We start from the raw sequence: 15,426 nt of genomic DNA on the forward strand, positions 1-15,426 counted from the left end.
GCGGGGGGAGCGATACCGCCGTCGTCCGTGCTGCGGCGATGCGCTTTCCCGCGAGGGACGGGCCGTCAGGCAAAAATCCGCCCGCTCACCAGAGACCGGGCTTCACGATCACCAGCACCACCACGACGATCATCAGGAGCGTCGGCACCTCGTTGATGACGCGGTAGAACTTGTGGCCGCGCCGGTTCCGGTCGGCGGCGAAGTCCTTGACCATGCGGGCGAGCCAGCCGTGGATGCCGCTCATCGCCAGCACCAGGGCGAGTTTGGCCTGCATCCAGCCCTCGGCCCAATAGCCGCTCTGCCAGACCAGGACGAGGCCGAAGGCCCAGGTGGCGATCATGGCCGGCGTCATGATCGCCTTGAGGAGCCGGCGCTCCATCACCTTGAACGTCTCGGACTGCCCCGCCGACCCGGGACCGGGCGGCAGCGAGGCGTGGTAGACGAACAGGCGCGGCAGGTAGAGCAGCGCCGCCATCCAGGCGATCATCGCGACGACGTGGCCGGCCTTGATCCAGAGGTAGAGGTCGCTCATCGGCGAAGGCGCGCCAGCATCCGCTCGACGTGAGCGATCGGCGTCTGCGGCGTGATGCCGTGGCCGAGGTTGAAGATGTGGGGCCTGCCCTTCACCGCCTCACGCACCGCGTCGACGGCCGCGTCCAGCGCCTCGCCGCCCTCGATCAGCACGTCGGGGTGGACGTTGCCCTGCGTCACCGTGGTGTCGGGGATGCGGGCACGCAATTCGGCGAGATCCACCGACCAGTCGACGCCCACAGCATCGGCGCCGGTTTCGGGCACCACGCGGGCGTGGCCCTCGAGGCCCGAGCCGCGGGCGAACACGATGATCCTGGCGCCCGGCACCCGGGCGCGCACGCCGGCGACCATCCGGGCGATGGGCTCGAACGACCATTGCTTGAGGGCGTCGCCCTGCGTCTCCGGCAGCGTGCCGGCGTGCGACTCGAAGATCTGCACGGCGTCGACGCCGGCCTCGAACTGACGCACGAGGTATTCGATCTGCACGTCGACCAGGCGGTCGATCAGCGCCTTCACCAGTTCGGGCTCGCGGCGGGCGAGGTCGCGCGAAGGGGCGAGATCCGGCGTGCCGCGCCCGCCGATCATGTAGCTCGCCACCGTCCAGGGCGCGCCGCAGAACCCGAGCAAGGTGGTCTCGAAGGGCAGTTCGGCCCGCAGCCGCCGCACCGCCTCGAACACCGGCGCGAGGTGGGTGAAGATCGCCGGGTCGTCGGCCTGGCGCAGGCGGTCGAACTCGGCCCGGCCCTCCAGCGGGTCGAGGCGGGGGCCTTCGCCCTCAACGAACCGCACCCTCTGGCCCAGCGCGTCGGGGATCACGAGGATGTCGGAGAACAGGATCGAGGCCTCGAAGCCGAACCGGCGGATCGGCTGCAGGGTCACTTCCACCGCATAGTCGGGGGTGTAGCAGAGGTCGAGGAACGACCCGGCCCTGGCACGAACCTCGCGGTACTCCGGCAGGTAGCGCCCGGCCTGTCGCATCACCCAGGCCGGAGGCGGAAACATGGCTTCTCCGGACAGGACACGCAGGACCGCGCGGTCCTCTCGGCGAAGCTGGCTCATCGGGTCTCCTCGAAACGGGGTGTCGGCGTCGGTGTCGTGTGTAGCATCACCGATCGGGGTCTTGGCCAGAGCGAAAACGCCGGCGCCGCCCCGATCGTGGAATCGCCTCGGATCGATCCACACAGGGCCCCCTTAAAGAGAGAAAGAAAGACTCTTGAGGACTCTGTTTTTTCAGTTGGAGACTGGATGTCGGGAGCGGAAATCCATCCACAGGCGATCCCTGGGGCGACGGCGTTAACCGGGCTTTAACGGATCGTGAGCAATCTGAGCATTCGATCAGCAGAGTCAGGCGCTTGCCGCCTCGACCCTCCCCGACGACCGCTCGCCGTCCCGGATTCTCCCAAAACCGGTCCCGGCACGAGTCGGTTGCGACACGCTGTTGATCCAGGAGTCGACGATCGTGCAGGCGAGATCCCTGGACGGTCCCGTTGAGCCGGCTTATCCACACTCGTCGACTCCTCCCGCGCGACGCGGTGGATGACGCCCCGACCGGCCGCCGTCCCGATCGCGCCGAAGGACCTCTGCGCCCGATGAGCCGAAGCTACTTCCATCTCCATCTCGTGTCGGATTCCACCGGCGAGACCCTCATCAACGTCGGCCGGGCGGCGGCCGCGCAATACGAGGGCATCTCGGCCATCGAGCACGTCTATCCGCTCGTCCGCTCGGGGCCGCAGCTGGAGCGGGTGATCTCGGAGATCGAGGCCGCACCCGGCCTCGTGCTCTACACCCTCGTCGGCCACGACCTCACCCAGCGCCTGGAGGCGGCCTGCCGCGAGACCGGCTCGCCCTGCCTGTCGGTGCTGCAGCCGGTGCACGCCCTGCTGCAGTCCTACCTCGGGGCCGAGACGACGGCCCGGCCGGGCGCCCAGCACATGCTGAACGCCGAGTACTTCAAGCGCATCGACGCCATGAACTTCACCCTGGCGCACGACGACGGCAACCTGCCCCTCGACCTCGACGAGGCCGACGTCATCCTGATCGGGGTCAGCCGCACCTCGAAGACGCCCACCGCGATCTATCTGGCCAACCGCGGGCTCAAGACCGCGAACTTCCCCCTGGTGCCCAACATGCCGGTGCCCGAATCCCTCGAGACCGCGCGCAAGCCGCTGATGGTCGGCCTGCTCGCCAGCCCCGAGCGCATCGTGCACATCCGCCAGAACCGGCTCCTCAGCCTCAAGGCCGACGATTCCTCGCTCTACGTCGACCGCAGCGCGGTCGCCGACGAGGTCGCCGCCTGCCGCCGGCTGTGCGCCAAGCACCGCTGGCCGACCATCGACGTCACCCGCCGCTCGATCGAGGAGACGGCCGCCGCCATCCTCGACCTGCACCGCGAGCACCGCCTCAAGTTCATCGCCAGCTGAGCGATGGCAGGCCATTCCATGACCAGCCTCTGGACCCGGTCCGACCCGCTGCTCCTGGCCTCCGCCAGCCCGACCCGGCGCCTGCTGCTGGACGGCGCCGGGCTCACCGTCGAGGCCTGCGCGGCCGATGTCGACGAGCGGGGACTGGAGGCCGCCGGTCACGACGGCCCGGCCGCCCTCGCCCTGGTGCTCGCCCGGGCCAAGGCCCGCGCGGTCGCGCAGCGGTTTCCCGGCCGCCTCGTGGTCGGCGCCGACCAGGTCCTGTCCTGCGACGGCGCGTTCCTGCACAAGCCGGCCGACCTCGCCCAGGCGCGGGAACAGATCGCGATGCTCTCGGGCCGGACCCACAGCCTGCACGCGGCCGTGGCCATCGCCGAAGGGGGCGAGGTGGTGGACGGCTTCGTCGAGGAGGCGCGGCTGACCCTGCGCCGCCTCGATGCGGAGCAGATCGCCCGCTACGTCGCGCTGGCCGGGCCGGCGCGGGTGACCGCCAGCGTCGGCGGCTACCAGCTCGAGGGCCTGGGCATCCACCTGTTCGAGAGGATCGAGGGCGACCACAGCACGATCCTGGGGTTGCCGCTGCTGCCGTTGTTGAAGCGGTTGCGGGAGCGGGGATGCCTCGCGTTCTGACACGGGCGCGTGGACGGACCGCAGTCGACGGTCCTCACGGCTCGTCAGGGTGGATCGCGGGTTCGCCTTTCCCGGCAGGCGGGGAGAGGGGATGCGCACCTCTCGATCCCACAGAGCGGTCAGGGTATCGAACCCTCCACACAAGACGATAAGGGCGCCTCGTGGCCGATCACGCGCACGACCATCACCACGGTCATCACGGACATGATCACGCCCCCGCCTCGTTCGGGCGGGCCTTCGCCATCGGCATCGTCCTCAACACGGTGTTCGTGGTGGTGGAGGCCGGCTACGGCGTCGCCAGCCAGTCGATGTCGCTGGTGGCCGATGCCGGGCACAACCTCTCCGACGTGCTCGCCCTCGTCGTCGCCTGGGTCGCCTCGCGCCTGGTGACGCGGCCGGCGAGCGCCCGCTTCACCTACGGGCTGCGCGGGTCGTCGATCCTGGCGGCGCTGTTCAACGCGGTCTTCCTCCTGCTCGCCACCGGGATGATCATCTGGGAGGCGGCCTCGCGCCTCGTCGATCCCACCCCCGTGGCCGGCGGCACCGTGATGGCGGTGGCCGGCGTCGGCATCCTCGTCAACGGCGTCACCGCCTGGCTGTTCGCCTCCGGGCGCAAGGGCGACATCAACATCCGCGGCGCCTACCTCCACATGCTCGCCGACACCGCCGTCTCGGCCGGCGTCGTGGTCGCCGGCCTCGTCATCCTGGTCACCGGGTTCGACTGGGTCGACCCGCTGGTGAGCCTCGTCATCGCCGCCCTCATCGTTTGGAGTTCCTGGGGCCTCCTGCGCGACAGCACCGTCATGGCGCTCTCGGCGGTGCCGCAGAACCTCGACCCCGCGGCCATCGCCGCCTTCCTCACCGCACGGCCGGGGGTGAGCGCCCTGCACGACCTCCACGTCTGGCCGGTGAGCACCACCGAGACGGCGCTGACCGCCCACCTCGTCATGGCAGCCGGGCACCCCGGCAACGGCTTCCTGGTCGAGACGGCCGAGGCCCTGCGCCACCGCTTCGGCATCGCCCACACCACGCTCCAGATCGAGGATCCCGGCGGCCCCGCCTGTCCCCTCGCGCAAGGCTGCCGCCCATGATCCGCGCCTTCGTCGTCGGCCACCCCATCGCCCATTCGCGCTCGCCGCTGATCCACGGCCATTGGCTCGCCGCGTTCGGGATCGACGGGCGCTACGAGCGGATCGACGTGGCGCCCTCGGCGTTTCCCGCCTTCCTGCGCGACCTGCGCGAGCAGGGGCTGGCCGGCGGCAACGTCACCATCCCCCACAAGGAGGCTGCCTTCGCCCTCGTCGACGTCCTTACCCCGCGGGCCGCCCGCATCGGCGCGGTCAACACCCTGTTCTTTTCCGAGGACGGCCGGCTCACCGGCGACAACACCGACGCACCGGGCTTCATCGCCCACCTCGACCAGAGCCTGGGTCGCGACTGGCCGAGCCGCGGCGACGGCTCGGCCGTCGTGCTCGGGGCGGGGGGAGCGGCGCGGGCCATCGTGGTCGGGCTCCTCGAACGCGGCATCGCCCGGGTGGCAGTGGCCAACCGCACGCCCGAACGGGCGCTCGGCCTCGTCGCCCTCGACCCCGCCCGCGTCCGCGCCATCGCCTGGGACGAACTCCCCGCCGCGCTCGCGCCCGCCGGGCTCCTCGTCAACACGACCTCGCTCGGCATGGCCGGCCATCCGCCCCTCGTCCTCGACGTGGCGGCGCTGGGCTCCGAGGCGGCGGTGGCCGACATCGTCTACGCACCCCTCGAGACGCCGCTGCTGGCCGCCGCCCGCGCCCGCGGGCTCGATGCCGTCGACGGGCTCGGCATGCTGCTGCACCAGGCGGTGCCGGGGTTCGCCCGCTGGTTCGGCCGCACCCCTTCGGTGACGCCGGCCCTGCGCGAGCGCATCCTCGCCGACCTCGCCCCGTCATGACCGGGCGCGCGCGGACGGTCCTCGGCCTCACCGGGTCGATCGGCATGGGCAAATCGGCGACGGCGGCGATGTTCGCCAAGCGCGGCGTGCCCGTTCACGATTCCGACGCGGCCGTCCATGCCCTCTACGGGCCGGGAGGAGGGGCTGGGCCGGCCATCGCCGCGATCGCACCGGATGCGGTCGGCGCCGACGGCGCCGTCGACCGCAAGGCCCTGCGCGCGGCGGTGCTCGGCGATCCCGCCCGCATGGCCGCTCTGGAAGCGATCGTCCATCCCCTCGTCCAGGCGGAGAGCCGGGCCTTCCTGGCCCGCCACGCCGACGCGCCCCTTGTCGTCCTCGACATCCCCCTCCTCTACGAGAGCGGTGCCGAGCGCCGCTGCGACGCCGTCCTCGTCGTCACGGCCGATCCGGAGGTGCAGCGCGCGCGGGTGCTCGCCCGGCCCGGGATGACGGAGGCGGTGTTCTCGGCGATCCTCGCCAAGCAGATGCCCGATGCCGAGAAACGGGCGCGCGCCGACATCGTGATCGACACCGGCCACGGCTTTGACCGGACCGAAAGGGAGGTCGATGCTATCCTTGAACGATTGCGCGGCTGAAGCCGTCGCCAACCGGAATGCCACATGCTGCGCGAGATCGTCCTCGACACCGAAACCACCGGCACCGATGCCAAGGGCGGCGACCGGTTGATCGAGATCGGCTGCGTCGAACTCGTCAACCACATCCAGACCGGGGTGAATTTCCACCGCTACTGCAACCCGCAGCGGCCGGTCTCGCAGGGGGCGTTCGCCGTCCACGGCCTCTCGGACGCCTTTCTGGCCGACAAGCCGCTGTTCGCCGACATCGTCGCGGACCTCGTCGCGTTCTGCGGCGATTCCCCCCTCGTCATCCACAACGCCCCCTTCGACGTGGGCTTCCTCAACGCCGAGTTCGCGCGGCTGGCCGCCGCCGCCCCGCCGCCGATCGTCCTCGAGTCGGTGGTCGACACCCTGCAGCTGGCGCGGCGCAAGCACCCCGGCGCGGCCAACAACCTCGATGCTCTGTGCGTCCGCTACGGCATCGACACCGCCCGGCGCACCAAGCACGGGGCGCTCCTCGACGCGCAGATCCTCGCCGAAGTCTACATGGAGCTGCTGGGCGGCAAGCAGACCACCCTCGGGCTGACCGCGCTCACCGCCTCGCAGGACCCCGGCCTCGCCCCGGGCGACGAGGTCGGCGCCGCCGCGCCGCGCCGTGCCCGCAGCCGCATCACCCCCGCCGAACGGGAGGCGCACGCCGCCTTCTGCGCCACCCTGGGCGGAACCCCGGTCTGGTCCGACTACCGCAGCGCCACCGACGCGGCGTGATGCTGCGTTGCACGATCGTGCATATTGCAATGCATCATCGCAAGCCCATATACCATCCAACGGGATGGCGTGAGGATGGTGGTGATGCTGCAGATCGAGGACCCGCCGGTAGCTCCGGGCAAGGCCCCCGCGCGCTCCGGCGATAGCGAGAAGATCACGATCAACCTCGGTTTCGTCGATCTCGGCCATATCGACCTCCTCGTCTCCGAGGGGGTCTATGCCAACCGCACCGACTTCATCCGCACCGCCATCCGTAACCAGACCGAACGCCATGCCGAGGTGACCCGCCAGGCGGTGGCTCGCAACCGGGTGGAGCTGGGACTGCGCCACTTCACCCGCGCCGACCTCGAAGACGCCCGCGCCAGGGGCGAGACCCTGCACATCCGGGTGCTGGGCCTCGCCAGCATCGCCTACGACGTGAGCCCCGACCTCGCCCGGGCCACCATCGCCTCCCTCGACGTCCTGGGCAGCCTGCACGCCAGCCCCGCCGTCAAGGCGGCCCTGAGCGACCGCCTGCGCTGATCCAGCCGATACCCCCTTGTCCCGATAGCGCCACGCGTCTCCGAAGGGAGACCGGACGTTCTTGAAAGCGATTCCCCCATGTCCGAGTCGTCGAACGGAATCCAGGCCCGCATCGCCGAAATGATGGAGGCCACCCGCATGACCGGGGCAGGGCGCCTGCACGAGGCGACCGCGCTGATCCAGCGGGCCCTGACCGGCGCCGCGCCGACCTCCTCCCAGCCGAACCCGTCCCAGCCGAAGGCGATCGAACCCAGGACCATCGACCTGACGGCCGAACCGGTCGAGCCGCGTCCCGCGTCCTCCTCCAAGACCACGTCCGCGTCCTCGTCCACCTCGCAGGCGCCCGAGGCGCCGCAGGCGGCGGCGTTCAACCGGGCCGGCTTCCAGGGCCCGGTGCTGCCGGAGCGGGTGCGCGAGGTCGTCAGCACCGTGGTCGGCGGGCTCGGGCGCAACGTCGCGCCGTTGTTCAAGGGGCTGGTGCCGGGCGCGGCGGTGGCACCGCGGGTGGCCGGGGCCGGCACCTTCTCCGAACATGCCTTCGAGAACGCCGCCGGCGCCCGTTCCTACAAGCTCTACGTTCCGAGCAACCTCGCGGCCCGGCCGCCGCTGGTGGTGATGCTGCACGGCTGCTCGCAGTCGCCCGACGACTTCGCCGCCGGCACCGGCATGAACGAGCTCGCCGAGGAACTCGGGTTCCTGGTGGTTTATCCAGGCCAGTCCGGCCGGGCCAACGGCCAGAAGTGCTGGAACTGGTTCGAGCCGCGCGACCAGGGCCGCGACGGCGGCGAGGCCGGCATCATCGCCGGCATCACCAGGGCGGTCACCGCCGCGCACGGGGCCGATCCCGCCCGCGTCTACATCGCCGGGCTCTCGGCCGGTGCGGCGGCGGCGGCCAACGTCGCCCATGCCTATCCCGACCTCTATGCCGGGGTCGGCGTCCATTCGGGGCTGGCGGCGGGCTGCGCCCGCGACCTCTCCTCCGCCCTGATGGCCATGAACATGGGCGCCCCGGGCGCCAATCCGCCCAATGGCTTCGGGGCACCGGCGGCGGGCATCCGCATCCCCACCATCGTCGTCCACGGCGAGGGCGATGGCACCGTCAGCCCCCGCAACGGCGACCAGGTCCTGGCCCAGGCCGGCATCGCCCGGCTCGAAGCGCTGGAGACGCCCGCTCCTCAGGCCAGCCCCGGCGGCCTCGCCTATACCCGCACCCGCTATGCCGACGCCGACGGCCGCGTGCTGGTGGAGAACTGGGTGGTCAAGGGCCTCGGCCACGCCTGGTCGGGAGGGCGTGCGGGGGCGAGCTACACCGACCCGCGTGGACCCGACGCATCGCGCGCCATGCTCACCTTCTTCCTCTCGCACAGCCTCGGGCACTGACGGGGCAAGCGGTCGGTGCTTCGATGTGGTCCCTTGGCCGCAGCGGCGGACCGACCTATGTGGCGGTCTCCGAAGCGGGACGTTTGAGCAGCCCGCGCGGGACGATTGAGGAAACCACCACGCCATGTCGACATCCCCGCTCCCCCTGCGCCTCGTCCTGGGGCTCGCCCTCGCGGCCGCACCGACGTTTGCGAGCGCGCAGATCCGCAACGCGCCCAACCCGCGCGCCTTGGAGTTCGCCGCCTACATTTTCTCGGCGGCCAACGTCTGCGGCTACCGCATCGGCGTCGAGCAGTTCGACGCCCTGCTCCAGAAGCAGAACGTCGACCCCAAGGACGTCGCCCCGCGCGGCCCCTTCGGCGCCAAGGTCCAGACCATGTTCGCGCTGATGTCCAACCAGATGCAGCTCAACCGCGAGCGCTCCTGCCTCGCGGTGGCCGGCGAGTACGGCCCGGAGGGCACCGTCGCCAAGGACGTGCTCCTGCCCGCCGCTGCGCCGGCCGAGCCGAAGCCGGCGCAGTAGGGTCGGGCTTTTCGGCCGTCGCACCTGGCGCGAGGCGGGTGTCGCGTCACCTTTCTCCCGCGGACGCTGCCCTTCCACCCGACACCTCGGGATGAGGGCAGGGTGTGGGAGGAGCCGACAGCGTTCGGAGATGCGCGAGCGCGAACCCGCCTGTCCTCACGGCGCTCCCGCCGCCTCCAACCTCAGGCGGACCGCAGCGCCGAGCACCGCGTATCCCTCCGGGGTCAGATGGACCATGTCGGGCGCGAAGGTCGGGCAGTGGTCGTCGGCGCAGCGCAGGGCGGTGTCGTCCACCATCACGGCGTTGCCCCGCCTCGTCAGGAGGTTCTCGAGTTCGCGGTTGAAACCGATGCGGTCGGCATCGCGAAAGGCGGATTTCTTGCCCCTGGGCAGGATGCCCACCACCACCAGCCTCGGCTTGCGCCACAGGGCGTCGATCCGCTCGACGATCTGCCGGACCCCCTCCCGGATCGCGCAGACCTTGTCGAGATAGCCGAGGTTGTTGGTGCCGATCATCAGAAACACGGTGCGCGGCGACAGCGTCGCGTAGCGCGCGTCCTGCAGGCGCCACAGGACGTTCTGGGTGCGGTCGCTGCCGACGCCGAGGTTCAGGACCTTCGCACCGAAGGTCTCGGCCACCGATGCGGCGGGCCATAGCTGGGTCAGGCTGTCGCCGAGCAGGACGACATCGCCGTCCTGCGCTTCGCCAACCGTGACGCCGACCGCCCGGGCGCGTCGATAGGCGGTGGCGCTCTGGGGCGGCACCGGGATCGTCGCCACCGCGATGTCGGCCTCGTCGCAGGCCGCGTCCTGCGCCTGGGCCGGAGACAGGAGACACAGCGCCACCAGGGCGCCGACGTGGATCGCTCGGATCATCCGTTCCTCCGCCCGTGCCCGGCCCGGGCGGCCCGCCGCCTTACCGTCGCCGCCCGCCCGCCCGCAAGCGCAACGGCGCCATTCGCGTTCGACCGCGGAATCGCCTAAGAGGAGGCCGTTCCCCAAAAATCTTCGAAGGCACGAGACATTCCATGGCGACGGCGTCGTTCGACACCGCGGCGCGCGAGGCGGGCGCCGTGACAGCAATCGAGAAGCTGCCCGATTTCGTCCCCGAGGCGGTGCCGGGGGTGCGCTCGTCCCTGGTCGGGCTGACCCGCGACGACCTGAAGGCCCGGCTCGGGGCGATCGGCGTGTCCGAGCGCGAGCAGAAGATGCGCGCCGCCCAGGTCTGGCACTGGCTCAACGTGCGCGGCGCCACCCAGTTCTCCGACATGACCAACGTCGGCAAGGGGCTGAAGGCGCAGCTCGCCGAGGCCTATACCCTCGACCGGCCCGAGGTCGTCACCGAGCAGGTTTCTCGCGACGGCACCCGCAAGTGGCTCCTGCGGATGCCGCCCACCGGCCGGCACGACCACAACCGCGGCGCCGAGATCGAATGCGTCTACATTCCCGGCCGGGGGAGGGGCACCCTGTGCGTCTCCTCCCAGGTCGGCTGCACGCTCACCTGCTCGTTCTGCCACACCGGCACCCAGCGCCTCGTGCGCAACCTCACCGCCGCCGAGATCACGGCCCAGGTGGTAGTGGCCCGTGACCGCCTCAACGATTGGGCCGGCCAGAACCCGGTGCAGGCCGGGGCCGACGAGACCCGGCGGGCGGTGACCAACATCGTGTTCATGGGCATGGGCGAACCCCTCTACAACACCGACGCGGTGATCGACGCCGTCGGCGTCATGGCCGACCAGGACGGGCTCGGCCTCTCGCGCCGGCGCATCACCGTCTCGACCTCCGGGGTGGTGCCGCAGATGCAGCGCCTGGGCACCGACGCCCATGCGATGCTGGCGATCTCGCTGCACGCCGTGCGCGACGACCTGCGCGACACCCTGGTGCCGCTCAACCGCAAGTACCCGCTGGCCGAGCTGATCGCCGCCTGCCGCGCCTATCCGGGCCTCAACAACGCCCGGCGCATCACCTTCGAATACGTGATGCTCAAGGGCGTCAACGACACCGACGCCGACGCCCGCGAACTCGTGCGCCTGCTCAAGGGCATCCCGGCCAAGATCAACCTGATCCCGTTCAACCCCTGGCCGGGCTCGGCCTACGCCTGCTCCGAGTGGGAGCGGATCGAGCGCTTCGCCGAGATCGTCTACGACGCCGGCTACGCCTCTCCCGTGCGGACCCCGCGCGGCCGCGACATCCTGGCCGCCTGCGGCCAGCTGAAGAGCGAGACGGAAAAGCTGCGGGCGCGCGCCCGCATGATGCTCGACGAGGGGATCGGTGCGGAAGGACTCTATGCGGCAGCCGACGAGAGCGACGACGACTGACCTTCTCCGCGTCGGGCTCGCCCTCCTTCTCCTGAGCGGACCGCTCCGGGCGCAGACGCCGCCGATCCAGTCCGACGACGCCCGGGTGCTCCCGGTATTGGCGCGCCACGGCATGGTCTCGTCGCAGGACGCCACGGCGACGCGGGTCGGGGTCGACATTCTCAGGCGCGGCGGCAACGCCGTCGATGCCGCCGTGGCGGTGGGGTTCGCCCTGGCCGTGACCCTGCCGCGGGCGGGCAACCTCGGCGGCGGCGGCTTCATGCTGGTGCACCGGGCCGAGCCGGCGGCCACGGTGGCGATCGACTACCGCGAGACCGCCCCGGCGGCGGCCAGCCGCGACATGTTCCTCGACGCCCGCGGCGAGCCCGACCCGTCCGCCTCCACCCGGAGCGGCAAGGCCATCGGCGTGCCCGGCACCGTGCGGGGCCTGACCGACGCCCACCGCCTCTACGGTTCGGGCCGCCTGTCGCTCGCCGATCTCGTCGCCCCGGCCGAGGCGCTGGCCCGCGGCGGCATCCCGGTGGAGGCCGGGCTCGCCGATTCGCTGCCCCGGGCCGCCGGGCTCTTGGGGCGCTGGCCGTCGAGCCGGGCGATCTTCTTCTCCGGGACCGCGCCCCTGGCCCGCGGCGACACCCTCGTCCAGACCGATCTCGCCGACACCCTCAAGGCCATCGCCGCGCGAGGGGCCGACGCCTTCTACCGCGGGCCGGTCGCCGAGAGGATCGCCGCGGCGGTGCGGGGGGCGGGCGGCGTGATGACGGCGGCCGATCTCGATGCCTACCGCACGGTGGTGCGCGAGCCGGTGCGCGGCCGCTACCGCGGCTACGAGGTCGTCTCGATGCCGCCGCCGAGTTCGGGCGGCATCCATCTCCTGCAGATCCTCAACATCCTGGAGGGCTTCGACCTCGCCCGGATGGGGGCGGGCAGCGCCGAGGCGATCCATCATCTGGCCGAGGCGATGAAGCCCGCCTACGCCGACCGCGCCACCTGGCTCGGCGACCCCGCCCACACCCAGGTGCCGGTGGAGGGGCTGACCGCGAAATCCTACGCCGCGACCTTACGCGCGGCCATCGATCCGGCCCGCGCCCGCAGCGCCGATTCCGTCAAGGCCGGCGATCCGCTCGCGTTCGAGCCCGACCAGACCACCCACTTCTCGGTGATCGATGCGGCCGGCAACGCGGTCTCGAACACCACCACCCTCAACTTCTCCTACGGCGTCGGCCTCGTCGCCGAGGGTACCGGCGTGCTCCTCAACAACGAGATGGACGATTTCTCGGCCAAGGTCGGGGCCACCAACGCCTACGGCCTCGTGGGCGGCAAGGCCAACGCGGTGGCGGCCGGCGCCCGCCCGCTCTCGTCGATGACCCCGACCTTCCTGTTCCGGGACGGCCGGCTGGTGCTGGCCACCGGCAGCCCGGGGGGCAGCCGCATCATCTCGACCGTGCTGCAGGTGGTGGTCGGCCTCGTCGACTTCGGCTTCAACCTCGCCCAGGCGGTGGCGGCCCCGCGCATCCACCACCAGTGGCGGCCCGACCGCCTGAGCGTCGAGGAGGGCGTCTCGCCCGATACCCTGGCGCTCCTGCGCGCGCGGGGCCACGCCGTGGCGGTGGGCCAGAGCTCCGGCTCGGCCAATTCCGTGATGGCGGCGGAGGGATTGCTCGCCGGGGCCGCCGATCCGCGCCAGCGCGGCACCCTCGCCGAGGGATATTGAGGGCCACTCCCTACCCAGGGCGCTCGGGTGAACCCGATCGCCCTGTCGTCTTGGGTTTGCCTCAAGCGCCGGCGGCCGCATCCGCGGCCTTGGGCTCACGCTTCGCGCGACGCTTTGCAGGACGTGCGTCCTGCAAAGCCCGCTCCGCGGGGCGCTCTTCGCGCCCGGTCCATCGACAATCGGGTTTCACCCGATTGTCCCGACTCCCTACCCGGCACGGTGGTGAAGCGGGGACCGGCGCGCTACACGCAGGCGGCCGGCCCCGGCGTCGCGGGGGCGGCGTGACCCGGGTCGTCGATGCTCCTCCTCCGATCGCTTGCCTTCAACTGCGCCTTCTACCTCGCCACCACGGTGATCGCCGTGGCCGGCCTGCCGACCCTGGTCTCCCGCCGCGCGGTGATCCGGCTGGCGCAGGTCTGGGGCCGCACCACCCTGTGGCTGCTGCGCGTGGTCGGCGGTCTGACGGTGGAGTTCCGCGGCCTGGAGAACCGGCCGGCCGGGGCCTGCATCGTGGCGGCCAAGCACCAGTCGGCGCTGGAGACCCTGGCGCTGGTCACGGTGTTCCCGGACTTCGCCTACATCCTCAAGCGCGAGCTTCTCTGGATCCCGCTGATCGGCTGGTACCTGTCGCGCAGCGGCATGGTGGCGATCGACCGCAGCCGCGGCGCCAAGGCGATGGCGACCATGAACGAGGCCGCCGCCCAGGCGATCCGCGACGGCCGCCAGCTCATCATCTTCCCCGAGGGGACCCGCCGGGCGCCCGGCGCCGCCCCCGCCTACAAGCTCGGCATCACCCATCTCTACGCGGCGCTCGACGTGCCCTGCGTGCCCGTGGCCCTCGACACCGGCCTCTATTGGCCGCGCCGCAGCCTGATGCGGCGCCCGGGCACCACCGTCATCGCCTTCCTGCCCCCGATCCTGCCGGGCCTCGACCGCGCGACGTTCCTCGACCGGTTGCAGGAGCGGGTCGAGGACGCCTCGAACGCGCTGCTGGCCGCCGCACCCTACCCGGCGCCGGTCCTCGCGCGGGAAGAGCGGGAACCGCAGCGCATGGCGTGAGGAGGGCCGAACGCTCTCCCCACCCCTTTGTGGGGAGGAGGTTCAGGGGGTGGTGGTGGCTGGGCGACGCTCGGTCGGTGGCAGGCGGAACCACCCCCACCGCCCTACTCCTCCCCACAAGGGGGAGGAGAGGTGCGCGCTTCACCGAGGCTTCATGGAGAGGAAACGATCTCATTCTTCAGCGACGCTCTGTCCCTGACGGTGATCGGCCCCCACGCGGTGGTCCAAGGGTAAAGTTAGTGCGCGGTAGGCCGCTCCACCACGGGTAGCTTGGCCGGCGGAGCTGGTCGGGCGAGCGCAGCTGGCCAAGCGGAGAACGCTGGCACGAACACCTCGGGTGCCGGCGGCCGRTATCCCAGCGATGCATGTGGGCGCACGCCGTTGTAGTGACGCCTCCAGCTTTCGATCACGATYTGCGCCTCCTTGAGGGTGTAGAAGATCTCGCCATTCAGGAGTTCGTCGCGCAGACGCGCGTTGAAGCTCTCGACGTACCCATTCTCCCACGGTGAGCCTGGCGTGATRTAGGCGGTTTTGCTGCCGAYCGCGGTGATCCAGGCTTGCACAGCCTTCGCGATGAACTCCGGCCCATTATCCGAACGAATATGGCCCGGTACGCCACGCAGGATGAACAGGTCCGAGAGCACGTCGATGACGTCGATCCCCTTGAGCTTGCGTGCGACCCGGATCGCCAGGCATTCGTGTGTGGAGCGCAGCTGGCCAAGCGGAGAACGCTGGCACGAACACCTCGGGTGCCGGCGGCCGGTATCCCAGCGATGCATGTGGGCGCACGCCGTTGTAGTGACGCCTCCAGCTTTCGATCACGATTTGCGCCTCCTTGWGTGTGKAGAAGATCTCGCCATTCAGGAGTTCGTCGCGCAGACGCGCGTTGAAGCTCTCGACGTACCCATTCTCCCACGGTGAGCCTGGCGTGATGTAGGCGGTTTTGCTGCCGACCGCGGTGATCCAGGCTTGCACAGCCTTCGCGATGAACTCCGGCCCATTATCCGAACGAATATGGCCCGGTACGCCACGCAGGATGAACAGGTCCGAGAGCACGTCGAT

16 protein-coding genes and 1 pseudogene are annotated in these 15,426 nt (G+C 71.0%); 12 read left to right on the top strand and 5 right to left on the bottom strand.

Features of this window, described 5'->3' with window-relative positions; translation table 11 throughout:
* Positions 1 to 85: 85 nt before the first annotated feature.
* Together hemJ and hemE are read right to left on the bottom strand one after the other, a co-directional pair.
* Positions 86 to 532: a protoporphyrinogen oxidase HemJ gene (gene hemJ, locus ASF39_RS03590; protein WP_055880602.1), complete on the bottom strand. Its 447-nt coding sequence runs from the start codon at positions 530 to 532 to the stop codon at positions 86 to 88.
* Positions 529 to 1,590 carry a uroporphyrinogen decarboxylase gene (gene hemE / locus ASF39_RS03595; RefSeq protein WP_056281050.1) on the bottom strand — a complete coding sequence of 354 codons (1,062 nt, stop codon included), beginning with the start codon at positions 1,588 to 1,590 and terminating at the stop codon, positions 529 to 531. Before hemE ends, hemJ begins: the two co-directional genes overlap by 4 nt.
* Before the next feature lie 530 nt (positions 1,591 to 2,120).
* On the opposite strand from hemE, the gene ASF39_RS03600 reads away from it, so the two are divergent.
* From ASF39_RS03600 to ASF39_RS03640, 9 genes are all read left to right on the top strand, one after another.
* Positions 2,121 to 2,951 (top strand): pyruvate, water dikinase regulatory protein, encoded by an 831-nt coding sequence (locus tag ASF39_RS03600; RefSeq protein WP_055880596.1) that lies wholly within the window; start codon positions 2,121 to 2,123, stop codon positions 2,949 to 2,951.
* Between the two features lie 3 nt (positions 2,952 to 2,954).
* Positions 2,955 to 3,581, top strand: a complete 627-nt coding sequence (locus ASF39_RS03605) for a Maf family nucleotide pyrophosphatase (RefSeq protein ID WP_244472247.1) — start codon at positions 2,955 to 2,957, stop codon at positions 3,579 to 3,581.
* A gap of 161 nt (positions 3,582 to 3,742) precedes the next feature.
* A complete protein-coding gene (locus ASF39_RS03610; protein WP_056281053.1) occupies positions 3,743 to 4,672 on the top strand; it encodes a cation diffusion facilitator family transporter in 930 nt (309 codons plus the stop codon).
* Positions 4,669 to 5,508 carry a shikimate dehydrogenase gene (locus ASF39_RS03615; RefSeq protein ID WP_056281055.1) on the top strand — a complete coding sequence of 280 codons (840 nt, stop codon included), beginning with the start codon at positions 4,669 to 4,671 and terminating at the stop codon, positions 5,506 to 5,508. The genes ASF39_RS03610 and ASF39_RS03615 overlap by 4 nt, the downstream gene beginning before the upstream one ends.
* Positions 5,505 to 6,104 carry a dephospho-CoA kinase gene (coaE, locus tag ASF39_RS03620; protein ID WP_056281057.1) on the top strand — a complete coding sequence of 200 codons (600 nt, stop codon included), beginning with the start codon at positions 5,505 to 5,507 and terminating at the stop codon, positions 6,102 to 6,104. The genes ASF39_RS03615 and coaE overlap by 4 nt, the downstream gene beginning before the upstream one ends.
* 24 nt (positions 6,105 to 6,128) lie before the next feature.
* The gene (gene dnaQ, locus ASF39_RS03625) at positions 6,129 to 6,851 is read left to right on the top strand and encodes a DNA polymerase III subunit epsilon (protein WP_056281059.1); all 723 of its coding nucleotides are present in this window, start codon (positions 6,129 to 6,131) and stop codon (positions 6,849 to 6,851) included.
* Positions 6,852 to 6,935: 84 nt separating this feature from the next.
* Positions 6,936 to 7,373, top strand: a complete 438-nt coding sequence (locus ASF39_RS03630) for a hypothetical protein (protein WP_055881284.1) — start codon at positions 6,936 to 6,938, stop codon at positions 7,371 to 7,373.
* A gap of 78 nt (positions 7,374 to 7,451) precedes the next feature.
* Complete coding sequence (locus ASF39_RS03635; protein ID WP_055880568.1) at positions 7,452 to 8,753, top strand: PHB depolymerase family esterase; 1,302 nt, start codon at positions 7,452 to 7,454, stop codon at positions 8,751 to 8,753.
* A 124-nt stretch (positions 8,754 to 8,877) separates the two neighbouring features.
* On the top strand, positions 8,878 to 9,276 hold the full coding sequence (locus ASF39_RS03640; protein ID WP_055880564.1) for a hypothetical protein: 399 nt from the start codon (positions 8,878 to 8,880) through the stop codon (positions 9,274 to 9,276).
* 156 nt (positions 9,277 to 9,432) lie between these two features.
* Here ASF39_RS03640 and ASF39_RS03645 read toward each other — a convergent pair whose 3' ends face one another.
* On the bottom strand, positions 9,433 to 10,152 hold the full coding sequence (locus tag ASF39_RS03645; protein WP_055880561.1) for a GDSL-type esterase/lipase family protein: 720 nt from the start codon (positions 10,150 to 10,152) through the stop codon (positions 9,433 to 9,435).
* Positions 10,153 to 10,304: 152 nt separating this feature from the next.
* Between ASF39_RS03645 and rlmN the strand changes: the two genes are divergently transcribed.
* The 3 genes from rlmN to ASF39_RS03660 all read left to right on the top strand — a co-directional run bounded on the left by rlmN (position 10,305) and on the right by ASF39_RS03660 (position 14,364).
* Positions 10,305 to 11,594, top strand: coding sequence for a 23S rRNA (adenine(2503)-C(2))-methyltransferase RlmN (gene rlmN / locus ASF39_RS03650; protein WP_055880558.1), 1,290 nt, complete (start codon positions 10,305 to 10,307; stop codon positions 11,592 to 11,594).
* A complete protein-coding gene (ggt, locus tag ASF39_RS03655) occupies positions 11,563 to 13,305 on the top strand; it encodes a gamma-glutamyltransferase (RefSeq protein WP_055880554.1) in 1,743 nt (580 codons plus the stop codon). The genes rlmN and ggt overlap by 32 nt, the downstream gene beginning before the upstream one ends.
* Before the next feature lie 297 nt (positions 13,306 to 13,602).
* Complete coding sequence (locus ASF39_RS03660) at positions 13,603 to 14,364, top strand: lysophospholipid acyltransferase family protein (RefSeq protein ID WP_055880551.1); 762 nt, start codon at positions 13,603 to 13,605, stop codon at positions 14,362 to 14,364.
* A 236-nt stretch (positions 14,365 to 14,600) separates the two neighbouring features.
* Here ASF39_RS03660 and ASF39_RS03665 read toward each other — a convergent pair.
* A pseudogene (locus ASF39_RS03665) lies at positions 14,601 to 15,068 on the bottom strand (integrase core domain-containing protein); the annotation flags it as partial.
* A partial coding sequence (locus ASF39_RS03670) for an integrase core domain-containing protein (protein WP_244472248.1) occupies positions 14,953 to 15,426 on the bottom strand: 474 nt, incomplete at its 5' end. The gene ASF39_RS03670 and the pseudogene ASF39_RS03665, both read right to left, overlap by 116 nt.

Origin of the sequence: Methylobacterium sp. Leaf108 (assembly GCF_001423265.1) — a bacterium.
Taxonomy (GTDB): domain Bacteria; phylum Pseudomonadota; class Alphaproteobacteria; order Rhizobiales; family Beijerinckiaceae; genus Methylobacterium.

Excerpts from the sequence above, each read along its gene's own strand:
- ASF39_RS03635 (WP_055880568.1), top strand. The coding sequence starts at position 7,452 with ATGTCCGAGTCGTCGAACGGAATCCAGGCCCGCATCGCCGAAATGATG.
- coaE (WP_056281057.1), top strand. The coding sequence starts at position 5,505 with ATGACCGGGCGCGCGCGGACGGTCCTCGGCCTCACCGGGTCGATCGGC.
- ASF39_RS03640 (WP_055880564.1), top strand. The coding sequence starts at position 8,878 with ATGTCGACATCCCCGCTCCCCCTGCGCCTCGTCCTGGGGCTCGCCCTC.
- dnaQ (WP_056281059.1), top strand. The coding sequence starts at position 6,129 with ATGCTGCGCGAGATCGTCCTCGACACCGAAACCACCGGCACCGATGCC.
- ASF39_RS03630 (WP_055881284.1), top strand. The coding sequence starts at position 6,936 with ATGCTGCAGATCGAGGACCCGCCGGTAGCTCCGGGCAAGGCCCCCGCG.
- ASF39_RS03660 (WP_055880551.1), top strand. The coding sequence starts at position 13,603 with ATGCTCCTCCTCCGATCGCTTGCCTTCAACTGCGCCTTCTACCTCGCC.
- ASF39_RS03615 (WP_056281055.1), top strand. The coding sequence starts at position 4,669 with ATGATCCGCGCCTTCGTCGTCGGCCACCCCATCGCCCATTCGCGCTCG.
- ASF39_RS03600 (WP_055880596.1), top strand. The coding sequence starts at position 2,121 with ATGAGCCGAAGCTACTTCCATCTCCATCTCGTGTCGGATTCCACCGGC.
- ggt (WP_055880554.1), top strand. The coding sequence starts at position 11,563 with ATGCGGCAGCCGACGAGAGCGACGACGACTGACCTTCTCCGCGTCGGG.
- rlmN (WP_055880558.1), top strand. The coding sequence starts at position 10,305 with ATGGCGACGGCGTCGTTCGACACCGCGGCGCGCGAGGCGGGCGCCGTG.
- ASF39_RS03605 (WP_244472247.1), top strand. The coding sequence starts at position 2,955 with ATGGCAGGCCATTCCATGACCAGCCTCTGGACCCGGTCCGACCCGCTG.
- ASF39_RS03645 (WP_055880561.1), bottom strand. The coding sequence starts at position 10,152 with ATGATCCGAGCGATCCACGTCGGCGCCCTGGTGGCGCTGTGTCTCCTG.
- hemJ (WP_055880602.1), bottom strand. The coding sequence starts at position 532 with ATGAGCGACCTCTACCTCTGGATCAAGGCCGGCCACGTCGTCGCGATG.
- hemE (WP_056281050.1), bottom strand. The coding sequence starts at position 1,590 with ATGAGCCAGCTTCGCCGAGAGGACCGCGCGGTCCTGCGTGTCCTGTCC.